The sequence below is a fragment of the Desulfosporosinus meridiei DSM 13257 genome, from assembly GCF_000231385.2.
GTDB classification, from domain to species: Bacteria; Bacillota; Desulfitobacteriia; order Desulfitobacteriales; family Desulfitobacteriaceae; genus Desulfosporosinus; species Desulfosporosinus meridiei.
In genome coordinates this window covers 4,785,952-4,798,176 of the sequence record NC_018515.1, presented here as the reverse complement: position 1 = coordinate 4,798,176, position 12,225 = coordinate 4,785,952, and the positions used below count along the sequence as shown (strand labels likewise).

Below are 12,225 nucleotides of genomic sequence, written 5' to 3'. Positions count from 1 at the left end.
AGGAAGGAGCGATTTCTATGCAAAAAAATGCAACAGTTCAAATCAAAGGAACACAAAAATATCCAGAAGGGCAAGAAGATCAACAGGAATTGCTGACCTTTGGGAAGTTTTATGAACGAAACGGAGTCTTTTATGTAGTATATAAGGAAGAGGGAAAGAATACTACGGATCTGGGTGAGGTGACAACATTTATAACGATAAAAGCAGGAGCCGTTATCTTAAATCGCAAGGGTGCCGTGGATTTGACCCAAGAATTTAGGAAGGGAATACTTAACAACAGTATTTATACTACCTGCTACGGGAAACTATGGTTAAGCGTCTTACCCCACAAAGTAGAGTCTGACTTGACAGTCCATGGGGGACGTATTAGTCTAGAATATGACCTTTTTGTCGATGATAAGTTGGTAAGTCACAATGGTCTGTCGGTAAACGTAAAGGAGGATATCCCTTAATGAGTCTCTACGAGAATATAAAGACAAAGATTACAAACCATTTAGTTGAAGCTGCAAATAAGGCCAAAGCAGTTGGGGAATTGAATTTTGAGGAATTGCCAAGTTTCGTTTTAGAGGAACCAAGAGAAAAGCAACGGGGAGACTTGGCCTCGAATCTAGCTATGGTGTTGGCTAAGCAAGCAAAGCGTTCTCCTCGAGATATTGCGGCTGCACTTATTAAGCATATGGAAACTAGCGGAACGTGGATAGAATCCTCTGAAATTGCAGGAGCTGGTTTTATTAACTTTCGCTTAAACCCTGCCTGGCTCACCGGGGTTATTACAGAGGTGTTAAAAGCTGGGGAAAGTTACGGAGAAGGGGATATTGGAAAGGGCCAAAAGTTACAAGTAGAGTTTGTTAGCGCTAATCCTACTGGATTACTGCATATGGGTAATGCCCGAGGGGCAGCCTTGGGCGACAGTTTGGCTTCATTACTGTCAAAGGCCGGGTACGAGGTTACCCGAGAATTCTATATCAATGATGCTGGAAACCAAATACATAATTTTGGTTTATCCCTGGAATCCAGGTATTTGCAGCAACTCGGTGAGGATGTCCCTTTTCCGGAAGGTGGTTATCACGGCGAAGACCTGATTGACACAATCAAGGGTTTGATTGCTAAAGTAGGGGATAAGTACTTATCCGTTGAACCGGGACTAAGAAGAGAGTTGATGGTTCGCTATGCCTTAGATGAAAAAATGAGGAATATTCGAGAAACCTTAGAGGACTTCGGAGTCACCTATGATGTGTGGTTTAACGAACAATCTCTGCATGATTCAGGAGCAGTTCGTTCAACGATGGAAGACCTGGAGAATAAAGGTTACATTTACGAAAAGGAAGGCGCTCACTGGCTTAAGTCCACACAATTTGGTGATGAAAAAGATGAGGTAGTCATTAGAAGTAATGGTTCCCCAACTTATTTTGCTGCTGATATTGCTTATCATCGCAATAAGTTTGACCGCGGGTTTAACAAAGTCATCAACATTTGGGGGGCAGATCACCATGGGCATGTCGCGCGAATGAAAGGTGCCATGTCTGCTTTAGGGTATGATTCCGAAAATCTGCAAATAATTCTTATGCAACTAGTCCGTCTTATCCAAAATGGTGAAGTAGTAAAAATGTCTAAACGTTCCGGTCAGTACATTACATTGCGGGAATTGATGGACGAAGTCGGAAAAGATGCTGCGCGGTTTTTCTTTATTCTAAGGGATCCTGATTCTACCGTGGAGTTTGATATGGATCTAGCTAAATCACAGTCATCGGATAACCCGGTTTATTATGTTCAGTATGCATTTGCCCGCCTATGCAGTATTTTGCGCCAAGCTGAGGAGTTAGGCACCTTGAATATTCCTCCTACAGAAGAGGAACTTTTGTGCTTAAACAGCACTGAGGAACGGGAATTGCTGAAAAAGATGGCGGATTACCCAAGTGAAATCATCGTCGCGGCACGTTTAATGGAACCCCATAGACTTGCCCGTTATGTCCTTGATTTAGCAGGACTCTTTCATACTTTTTATAATAGTCAGCGTGTACTTGTTGAAGATGAAGCTTTGCGAAGAGCACGTTTGAGCTTGGTTAGAGCTGTAAAGCAAATTGTAGGTAATGTATTAAATATACTAGGCGTATCAGCCCCAGAAAGAATGTAAATTTATAATGTTTAGATCAGGGATTAGCAGGAAATATTTAGGGGTGGGCCGAATATAGTGATATTCAAAACGACGAAGGGCGGTGGAGTTTTTTGACCCACTCTTTAAGTAGAAAAGACAAACCAACGGAAGCAGATATTGCATATGAGGTTCTGAAAACCCAGGGTAATCCGATGCATTATCAAAATCTAATCGAAGTAGTGCTTCAACGTTTAGGAATTTCTCCAGAGGCTATACGGGTAGCTGCGGCGCTCACCCAGATTAATCTAGACACAAGATTTACATTCCTCGGAAAGGGCGAATGGGGATTAAAGGTTTGGGAGCCTGCAAAAACCTCGCGTCGGGCACCGGCGGTAACTCTGATAAACAAGGGTTCTTTGGATGAAGATGATAAATCTGATTCGGAGGATTTAGAGGATGAATCCTTGGACGAGGATATTTCCGAAACGGATGAAGTTTTTGATGAAGCGGATGAAGGTCAACGTGGAGAAAAGTGGTAGTCAGATTATAATAAAGACACTTCTAAAGGATGCAAGTCACCTTGACATCCTTTAGAAGTGTAGCTAAAATAAGGGTAAGGATAATATTCTTGATCGGGAATAGCTGGACTACTTATGCAAAATAAACATAGTCAATTTGACTGGTAGAATAAAGCTAGTGCGAAACTAGCTTTATTTATGTGTTTTGGCCCAATATTTAAGCTCTGAAAGGAAATGGTAAAGCTCATGACAAAATTTATTTTCGTAACTGGCGGAGTGGTGTCTTCCCTTGGCAAAGGAATCGCTGCCGCATCCCTGGGTTGTCTTCTGAAAAATAGGGGTTTTAAAGTGGCAATTCAAAAGTTTGACCCCTATATTAACATTGACCCCGGGACAATGAGTCCATACCAACACGGTGAAGTGTTTGTTACGGATGATGGGGCAGAGACAGATTTAGACCTAGGCCACTATGAGCGCTTCATCGATGTGCCGGTCTCGAAGAACAGTAATGTTACAACGGGTAAGGTCTACTGGTCGGTTATACGAAAAGAGCGTAAAGGGGATTATTTAGGAGGAACAGTTCAAGTTATTCCTCATATCACCAATGAGATTAAAGAGCGGGTTTATCGAGTTGCTCGAGAGAGTCATCCTGACTTTGTAATTACTGAAATTGGTGGTACCGTTGGAGACATTGAGTCTTTGCCGTTTCTGGAAGCTATCCGCCAAATGAAAAATGACATTGGACGAGAAAATGTTATTTATATTCATGTCACCCTAGTGCCATACTTGGCTATGTCTGGTGAATTGAAGACAAAACCAACTCAGCACTCTGTTAAAGAATTGCGTGGAATTGGTATTCAGCCTTCAATAATTGTTTGTCGAACAGAAAAGGCCCTTTCTAAAGAGATGAAGGAAAAGTTAGCGTTGCTATGTGACGTGGATTTAGAAGCAGTTGTACAGTGTCTGGATGCCTCAACCATTTACGAAGTTCCCCTTATGCTTCAAGCGGAAGGCTTTGATGATATTGTCCTGCGCAGTGCAGGTCTTGAAGCCCCTGCAGCCGACATGACCGAGTGGAAAAATATGGTTGATAAGATTAAATCTCCAACTCGTGAGATCGAGATTGCAATTGTAGGTAAATATGTTGCACTTCCAGATGCTTATCTAAGCGTAGCAGAAGCTTTGCGGTCTGCGGGAACTGAGCATGGTGCTAAAATCAAAATTCGTTGGATTGATTCTGAGAACATTGAAGAAGAATCGGCTGAAAAGTACTTAGCAGGCGTGGATGGAATCCTGGTTCCAGGAGGTTTTGGAAACCGAGGGATTGAAGGAAAAATTGAAGCAATTCGCTATGCAAGAGAAGGTAAAATTCCCTTTTTAGGTATTTGCTTAGGAATGCAAACAGCAATCATAGAAATCGCCCGTAATCTGTGCGGTATGGAACGAGCTAACAGCACAGAGTTTGATGCAGATACACCTTACCCAGTCATTGATATTCTTCCGGAGCAAAAGGACATAGAAGACAAGGGTGGCACCATGCGTTTAGGAATTTCTCCTGCGAAACTGGTAGAGGGCAGTAAAGCCTATCAAGCTTATCAAGACCAAGTTGTTTATGAACGTCATCGTCATCGGTATGAGGTTAACAACCAGTTCCGAGCAGAGTTAGAGAAGGTAGGATTAAGGTTTTCAGGAACGTCTCTCGATGGACGGTTAGTTGAAATTTCAGAGTTCCTCGATCATCCTTGGTTTGTCGCTTCTCAGTTCCATCCAGAGTTTAAATCACGACCGAATAGAGCACACCCGCTGTTTAGGGAGTTTATACGGGCGACGCTTTCGAAATAATTGTTGCTTGAGGCACAAAGCTGCCAGCCTAGGAGGTTATGGCTTGCGAACTAGCGCGAGGTTCATTATTGAGAACCTCGCGCTTCTCGCTTCGAACCCCGACAGGAAGAGTTCTGCTAACCCCTTTTAAGAGGGTATGGTATGGACTCTTCCTGTATAATAAGGCAGAATGAATTGATTAGAGGAATCGAACCATGGGAAGAATGGTTAGAGGAAAGGGGATTGAACCGATGACCTATATTGCTAGGTGGATCGATAAAAGTGAGCATACACGCTTTAATGAGTTTTTGGCAAAACACCCCAAAGGACATGTGCTTCAAACTTGGGAGTGGGGGGAAATCAAAAGCAGGACGGGATGGCTTCCTTGGCGATTAATTATTGAAAAGAACCAAGAAATTGTGGCAGCAATCTCAATACTTGAAAGAAAGATCCCCGTGGTGGGAATTCCTATTTTTTATGCTTCCAGAGGTCCGGTGGTGGATTGGAAGAATACTGAGTTGTTTGATTTGGTTTTAGCTGAGATTAAAAAGCTAGCTAAAAAACGCGGCGCGATTTTCTTAAAGGTCGATCCTGATTTGCCATCTTCAGAAAAAGAGTTAGAACAGTACTTAATATCCAGAGGTTTTAAGTCGGCTGAGAGTGGGAAGGGTTTTGAAGGAGTTCAGCCTAAGTATGTGTTTCGCTTAGATATTTCCCCGGACGAGCAGACTCTTCTTAATAATATGCAGCAAAAAACCCGGTATAATATTCGTTTGGCCCAGAAGAAAGGGGTTCAAATCCGCAAAGGAACTCGTGAGGATTTGCCGGAGTTCTATCGTGTTCTCAAAGAGACTACTGAACGTGACCGCTTTTTAGTACGAGCTTATTCTTATTTTGAAGATCTCTATGACTCGCTGGTTCCTGTGGGGTTAGGAGAATTATTTATTGCTGAGTATGAGGGAAATATTATTTCCGGCACATTGGCCTTTGTCATTGGAAATAAAGCTTGGTATATATATGGGGCTTCCTCTAATGCTCATCGCAATGTTATGCCTAACTACCTAATTCAATGGGAAATGATACGTTGGGCTAAGTCACTAGGATGCACCCTGTATGATTTTCGAGGGGTGCCCGGGCATTTGACGGAAGAGAATCCCCTTTATGGCCTTTATCGCTTTAAGAAGGGGTTTAATGGCGAGTATACAGAATTCATCGGAGAATGGGATTTGGTGTACAGGCCTATTACGTATTTCCTCTGGAATCATTTGGAACCGCTTTATTCCGATGTTTTAAAGGGAGTAATCGCTAAATTACGGCGAGTGCGGAGGAGATGACACCATGTCTGGAACATGGATCGAAGTGGACTTGGATGCCATAGTAAATAATTATCAAGAAATAATTAAGCGCCTCCATCCTAAAGCAAGATGTATGGCAGTTGTAAAGGCTGATGCCTATGGGTTAGGTGCGGTTCAAGTAGCACTTGCCTTAGAGCAAGCAGGATGTGAGGCTTTTGCGGTTACCAAGGTTGAAGAGGGTCTAATCTTACGTAAAAGTGGGATAAAGGGACTCATCTTAGTGCTTGGGCCAACCACCCAAGAAGAATGGCCGGAGGCCATTAAATCACAATTACAATTAACGATCACAGAGTTATCACTCATTCCGAAACTGAATGAGGTCTGTCTCGGCTTGCATCAGGATGTCCATGTACAGCTAAAACTGGAAACAGGTATGGGCAGAACCGGCTTTCGGTCGGCCGAGCTTGGTGAACTATCTAAATTACTAGGGAATGCTGATCGTTTAAAGGTCAGGGGAGTATATACTCATTTTGCTCGGGCTGCCCAGAGGGATAAACGCTATACTTCGGAACAATATGCAACGTTTAAAGCCTTAATTACTCGCTTGGAGGAATTAGGTATTGATCCTGAATGGAAACATGTTTGTAACAGTGCTGCTTATCTGGATTATCCTGAGTGGCACCTTGACTTTGTGCGCATTGGTACCCTCCTAATTGGTCATTACCCGGGGCCGGGCTTTAGTGGGAAATTATCATTAGAAGACCCTTGGATTGCTAAGAGCCGAATTGTTCACTTGCGCCAAGTTCCAAAAGGGACATATGTAGGGTATCAAAGTATTTATCGTACTAAGTCAGTTACTCAGCTGGCGGTAATACCGGTAGGATATGCTGATGGCCTAGGAGTGGCCCCTCATTTTGTTCCGCAAGGATGGGTGGATTTTATAAAAATAGTCATAAAAAATTTTGCTGCCTTAATAGGTATTTTTCTTGGTCAAGAACGAGTAGAATTAGGGGGACGGACTGTTCGTGTTGCCGGGAAAATCGGAATGCAGCTTACAGTACTTGACGTTGGAATGCAAGATTGTACGTTAGGAGATGAGGTTAGAATCCCATTGCGAAGGACATTAGCGAATCCACGGATACATAGAAAATATAAACAAGGCGGACGAATTTTGTCAGAAAGAACTATTGAAGAAGGACTTTCAACCACAAATACAGAATATTCACGTTAGATTTCATAAAGGAAAGGGATGTGGGGAGTGGCTAAGATTCTTGTAGTAGATGACCAACTTGGTGTGCGTCGCCTACTCTTTGAGACCTTCCGAGAGGATCAGCACGAGGTTGAGATGGCTGCGAATGGAGAAGAGGCTGTTGAATTATTGAAATCATTTAAGCCTAATCTTATTTTAATGGACATGAAGATGCCGGGGATGAACGGGATTGAAACTTTAAGGCAAATTCGTTCTTTAGACCTTCAAGTCGGCGTGATTATGATGACAGCCTATGGCGATGCTCAAAATATGGAGCAAGCTAAGGAACTTGGAATTCTCCATTATCTGGGCAAGCCTTTTGATTTATTTGAATTGAGAGAACGGGTAAGAGAGATATTAATTAAGGCTTAAGTCCTAGAAAGTGGTTCCCTCCTGACTGACCTAGTTTTCTTTTATAGCAAAGGCAGGAAAATCTTCTTGCATGACGAAGTATAAGCTGTAGGAAGAGGTGGGAATTATGATTCTAACGACAAATACTACGATAGCTATACAGTGTTCCCAATGTGGAGAGCTAGAATTTCATGCCCTCTCTCTCTTTGCATTTTCTCGGCAAGGACGTAAGAATCTCCATTGTGGTTGTGGACGTCAACTGATGTCGGTAACCAGCAGAAATCGGAGACAGTTTAACGTCGCCTATGCTTGTGCTTACTGTGGGGAGACCCATTATTTAAAATTAAACCATCATGCAATCTGGGGCAAAGAAGCTCTGCCTCTTACTTGCCCTGATGTGGGAGCTTCGGTGGGTTATATCGGATCAAAGCAAAAAGTTACACAGGCTTGTCGTGAACGTGAAAAATCCCTCGGGGAATTGGCATTAGAGTTAGGGTACGAGGAAGAGTTTGAAAATCCTGAAGTAATGCTTTGGGTTTTAGATTATCTTCGCAGCTTAGCTAGGCAAGGAGATTTAGGGTGTGCTTGTGGCAATCACCAGTTAACCTTTGAACTGTTGCCAGACCGTGTCGAGCTTTATTGTGAATGCTGTGAAGCGGTAGGAATTATTTACGCGGATAGCTCAGATAATGTCCGCCAAATTGAAGGAATAAAATCTGTTTATTTGGAAGAGAATAAGACTTGGCTTATCAATAGTCCGTTGCGGGGTCAACATGTCTCGAGATCAATGGAGGAGGAAAAAAAATGGCGTTAGTATCGATGGTCGAATTATTAGATAAGGCGCAAAAAGGAAAATATGCAGTGGGTGCCTTTAATTGTAATAATATGGAGATCGTCCAGGCGATAGTGGCTGCAGCAGAGGCGGAAAAAGCCCCTGTAATCATCCAAGCAAGTCAAGGTGCAATAAAATATGCAGGAATTGAGTACATTACGACCTTAACGAAGTTAGCGGCCGAAAAAGCAAGTGTGCCAATTGCATTACACTTAGATCATGGCACAAGTTTCGCTCAAGTAATGCAATGCGCACGCCATGGGTTTTCTTCAGTAATGATTGATGGATCCAAGCATCCTCTTGAAGATAATATTGCTTTAACGAACAAAGTAATTGAAGCCGTACGGCATTTGGGTATTTCCGTTGAAGCAGAATTAGGGAAAATCGGTGGGACAGAGGATGACATTACGGTCAGTGAACGGGAGGCCTTGTTTACTGACCCTGAAGAAGCTGAGTATTTTGTACAGAAAACTCAAGTAGATGCTTTAGCAATTGCTATAGGAACAGCCCATGGGCAATACAAGGGTACTCCCAAACTTGATTTTGATCGTTTAACTCAGATTAGAGAAAGAGTCTCCACACCCTTGGTATTACACGGTTCTTCAGGAGTGCCGGAGGATGCGTTACGTGAAGCTATTTCACGAGGTGTCTGTAAAGTTAATATCGATACAAATATCCGGGAGGCATTTGTTTTTGCTGCCCGTCAAGCCCTTGAAGGAAATCCGAAGGAAATTGATCCTCGAAAAATGTTAGGGCCCGCTCGAGAAGCAGCTACAAAGATAATTCAAGAAAAAATTCGGATTTTTGGGAGCACTGGAAAGGCATAACTCACCCACTAGAAAGAATGCACTTTAGAAAGAAGGTAGCTGAATGCAGTTTTTCTTAGACTCTGCAAATATCGAAGAGATTAAGCAAGCTTGGAATATGGGAGTAATCGGTGGGCTTACTACAAATCCCAGTTTAGTTGCTAAAGAAGGAAAGGACTTCCATGAACTTCTTAACACAGTGATTGGGATTGTTGATGGCCCGATTAGTGCAGAAGTAATAGCCCTTGATCATGAAGGGATGTTGCAGGAGGCACATGTACTGGCTGCTATTCATCCAAACATTGTAATTAAGATTCCGATGACAGAAGAGGGTCTCAAAACTGTAAAAGTATTAAGCAGCAAGGGGATAAAAACAAACGTTACACTTATCTTTACAGCTAACCAGGCCTTACTGGCAGCTAGGGCCGGTGCATCCTATGTTAGTCCTTTTCTTGGTCGGCTGGATGATATCGGGGAAAACGGACTAAATCTGTTAGCTGATATCTGCGAGATCTATCAGGCTCATGGCATCTCAACCAAAACTATTGCTGCAAGTATACGAAATCCAGTCCATGTGACTGAATCGGCAAAAATAGGAGCGGATTTTGCAACGGTTCCTTTTGGGGTACTGAGGCAACTTTTCCGCCATCCATTAACAGATGCCGGCATCGAAAAGTTTTTGGCGGATTGGAAAAAACGATAGAACTGCTTTTATAGAAAAATTGGCATTGGCCTATCTGAATAGATAAGGTAATGCCAAATTTTTATGTTTATATAGAGTACCTATGAAACTTGGTTGAAAAACAAATAAAAGCGTGTCACAATAAGATAGAGATTTTAAAAGTGGTTTCATTCTGTTTCACAATCAATGGAATAATTCTTTAAGGTTGGGTTAAGATTTAAGGGGGAATTGAAATTGGAGAGAGAACTTACAATGGAATTTGCCAGAGTGACAGAGGCTGCGGCCTTAGCCTCGGCGCGTTGGGTAGGTCTCGGAAATAAAGATGCTGCAGATAACGCCGCAGTGGAAGCGATGCGAGCGGTTTTTGATACTATTCATATGGATGGGACAGTGGTTATTGGAGAGGGGGAAATGGACGAAGCTCCGATGCTATACATTGGAGAACGAGTTGGCAACGGAGAAAAACCTCAGTTAGACGTGGCTGTTGACCCACTCGAGGGAACAAATATTGTGGCCAAAGGTATGGCCGGAGCAATAGCGGTTGTAGCAATCGCTAAGAAAGGCTGCCTGCTTCATGCTCCGGACATGTATATGGATAAAATTGCTGTAGGACCTGCCGCTGTTGGACGGATAAATCTTGATGCCCCAGTAGCGGAGAATGTTGCCAATGTTGCCAAAGCATTAGGTAAGAGTATGGAAGATATCACGGTTGTAATTATGGATCGGCCAAGACATCATAAGCTGATTAAAGATGTGCGTGCTTGTGGGGCGAGAATTCGTCTCATTACTGATGGAGATGTATCTCCGGCGGTGGCTTGTGGTTTTGAAGATACTGGGGTGGATATGATGATGGGGGTCGGTGGAGCCCCGGAAGGGGTTCTCGCTGCGGCGGCCCTCCGCTGTATTGGTGGAGAGATGCAAGGGCGTTTATGGCCGGAAAACGATGAAGATATAGCTCGTGCTAAGGCTCTGGGGATTACGGATGTTCATAAATTGTTAACAATGGATGATTTGGTAAAGGGCGATGATGTCTTTTTTGCTGCCACAGGAATAACAGAAGGTCCTTTAGTACGGGGGGTTACCTTTACTGCGAAGGGTGCCCTGACTCATACTGTTGTGGCTCGCGGTAAGACCGGAACCGTTCGCTTTATTGAAGCAAGTCATAGTTTTGATAAAAAGCCACGCTATGCTATGAAGGGTTGTTAAAACTTAGAAAGACAATCCTTGACCGTTTAATACTCCTTGTGCTAGAATAGTAAGAGTTGACTGGAATTGTTTTTTAAGGTGCGACAAAAAAGCGCCTCGATCCAAATGGGAAAGAAGGTGAAGACATGAAAGAAAAAATTCACCCAAAATATGAACAAACCACTGTTACATGTGCTTGTGGAGAAGTTATCCCAACCGGAAGTACAAAAATGAACATTAAAGTGGAAATTTGTTCAAAATGCCATCCCTTCTATACCGGGGTACAGCGGTTTGTCGATGCTGGCGGACGGGTTGATCGGTTTAAAAAGAAATATGGGATGTAAACAACGGCCTGCGGTCGTTGCTGGTGGAAAAGCAGAGCGCAAGCTCTGCTTTTTGCGTAATTACTTAAAGTGATGCGCGAGTACGCGGTGCGAAGGGCGATAGTTCACCTTCGAGCCCAGAACTTCGCGCACTGCGCCTCCATATAATAGAGGAGGACGAAGGGATGAGCAGACCGGTTCAATATGGCGGGCAAGCGGTCATCGAAGGTGTAATGATGCGCGGGCCCCAGGAGAGTGCTATTGCGGTAAGGCTGCCCAATGGAGAGATTGAAGTTACTCACAGTAAGCTCAATACATGGTCATCAAAATCGATCCTGAAATTACCCTTGATTCGAGGTTTTGTTGCACTTGTTGATTCCTTGGTCCTTGGAACTCGCTCCTTGACATTTTCCGCCAATCGTTCTATGGGAGAAGAAAAGGATGGAAAAGAACTTGGTTTTTGGGAAATGACCTTTACAATAGGCGTTGCCTTTGCCTTAGGTCTTTTACTTTTTGTCGGATTGCCCACCGGAGCAGCACACTTATTTCAAGCAAGGGTGGTTGGCCCGGTAGGGCAGAATATCTTAGAGGGGGCAATAAGACTCGTAATCTTCTTTTTGTATATACTGCTAATATCTCGACTTAAAGACATTCAAAGAGTTTTTCAATATCATGGAGCAGAGCATAAAGCAATATTTACGTATGAAGCAGGGAAAGATCTTACTGTAGATAATGCACGTTCTTTTTCAAGGCTCCATCCTCGCTGTGGGACTAGTTTTCTACTTATAGTTGTTATTGTAAGTGTTTTTGTATTTGCTTTTGTGGGGCTATATCCCTTGTGGTGGCGGTTGCTTTCTCGTATGTTGCTCATGCCCCTGGTGGCTGGGATTGCCTACGAGGTCTTAAAGTTTTCCTCGCGAAATCTGGAGTCTCCATGGTTGTATTGGTTTGTAGTTCCTGGCTTGTTATTGCAAAAATTAACAACACGAGAACCGGATGATGCTCAGTTGGAAGTTGCCCTAGCAGCTTTAAAGGGCGTATTAGATTCAGGTCAAGAACTTTCGTAAT

General features: G+C 43.2%; 13 protein-coding genes. All 13 read left to right on the top strand.

All coding sequences use genetic code 11. The annotated features are described in order from the left end of the window. The first annotated feature begins 17 nt into the window (after positions 1-17). The 13 genes from DESMER_RS22105 (at position 18) to DESMER_RS22045 (ending at position 12,224) form a co-directional block, all read left to right on the top strand. Positions 18-452, top strand: a complete 435-nt coding sequence (locus DESMER_RS22105; protein WP_014905296.1) for a YwiB family protein — start codon at positions 18-20, stop codon at positions 450-452. Next, a complete protein-coding gene (gene argS, locus DESMER_RS22100) occupies positions 452-2,134 on the top strand; it encodes an arginine--tRNA ligase (protein ID WP_014905295.1) in 1,683 nt (560 codons plus the stop codon). Before DESMER_RS22105 ends, argS begins: the two co-directional genes overlap by 1 nt. 92 nt (positions 2,135-2,226) lie before the next feature. Next, positions 2,227-2,634, top strand: coding sequence for a DNA-directed RNA polymerase subunit delta (gene rpoE / locus DESMER_RS22095; protein ID WP_014905294.1), 408 nt, complete (start codon positions 2,227-2,229; stop codon positions 2,632-2,634). Between the two features lie 225 nt (positions 2,635-2,859). Continuing rightward, the gene (gene pyrG / locus DESMER_RS22090; protein ID WP_014905293.1) at positions 2,860-4,455 is read left to right on the top strand and encodes a CTP synthase; all 1,596 of its coding nucleotides are present in this window, start codon (positions 2,860-2,862) and stop codon (positions 4,453-4,455) included. A 230-nt stretch (positions 4,456-4,685) separates the two neighbouring features. After that, positions 4,686-5,768 (top strand): lipid II:glycine glycyltransferase FemX, encoded by a 1,083-nt coding sequence (locus DESMER_RS22085; RefSeq protein WP_042334893.1) that lies wholly within the window; start codon positions 4,686-4,688, stop codon positions 5,766-5,768. Between the two features lie 4 nt (positions 5,769-5,772). Next, complete coding sequence (gene alr, locus DESMER_RS22080) at positions 5,773-6,960, top strand: alanine racemase (RefSeq protein WP_014905291.1); 1,188 nt, start codon at positions 5,773-5,775, stop codon at positions 6,958-6,960. Positions 6,961-6,978: 18 nt separating this feature from the next. Beyond that, entirely contained in the window at positions 6,979-7,350 is a 372-nt protein-coding gene (locus tag DESMER_RS22075) for a response regulator (RefSeq protein WP_014905290.1), read from the top strand. A gap of 106 nt (positions 7,351-7,456) precedes the next feature. Continuing rightward, a complete protein-coding gene (locus DESMER_RS22070) occupies positions 7,457-8,143 on the top strand; it encodes a hypothetical protein (protein ID WP_014905289.1) in 687 nt (228 codons plus the stop codon). Then, positions 8,134-8,988, top strand: coding sequence for a class II fructose-1,6-bisphosphate aldolase (locus DESMER_RS22065; RefSeq protein ID WP_014905288.1), 855 nt, complete (start codon positions 8,134-8,136; stop codon positions 8,986-8,988). Before DESMER_RS22070 ends, DESMER_RS22065 begins: the two co-directional genes overlap by 10 nt. A 43-nt stretch (positions 8,989-9,031) precedes the next feature. Next, positions 9,032-9,670: a fructose-6-phosphate aldolase gene (gene fsa / locus DESMER_RS22060; RefSeq protein ID WP_014905287.1), complete on the top strand. Its 639-nt coding sequence runs from the start codon at positions 9,032-9,034 to the stop codon at positions 9,668-9,670. A 213-nt stretch (positions 9,671-9,883) separates the two neighbouring features. Beyond that, positions 9,884-10,855 carry a class II fructose-bisphosphatase gene (gene glpX, locus DESMER_RS22055; protein ID WP_014905286.1) on the top strand — a complete coding sequence of 324 codons (972 nt, stop codon included), beginning with the start codon at positions 9,884-9,886 and terminating at the stop codon, positions 10,853-10,855. 125 nt (positions 10,856-10,980) lie between these two features. Continuing rightward, positions 10,981-11,178: a 50S ribosomal protein L31 gene (gene rpmE / locus DESMER_RS22050; protein WP_014905285.1), complete on the top strand. Its 198-nt coding sequence runs from the start codon at positions 10,981-10,983 to the stop codon at positions 11,176-11,178. A 164-nt stretch (positions 11,179-11,342) separates the two neighbouring features. After that, positions 11,343-12,224 (top strand): DUF1385 domain-containing protein, encoded by an 882-nt coding sequence (locus DESMER_RS22045; RefSeq protein WP_014905284.1) that lies wholly within the window; start codon positions 11,343-11,345, stop codon positions 12,222-12,224. The last annotated feature ends 1 nt before the right edge of the window (position 12,225 follow it).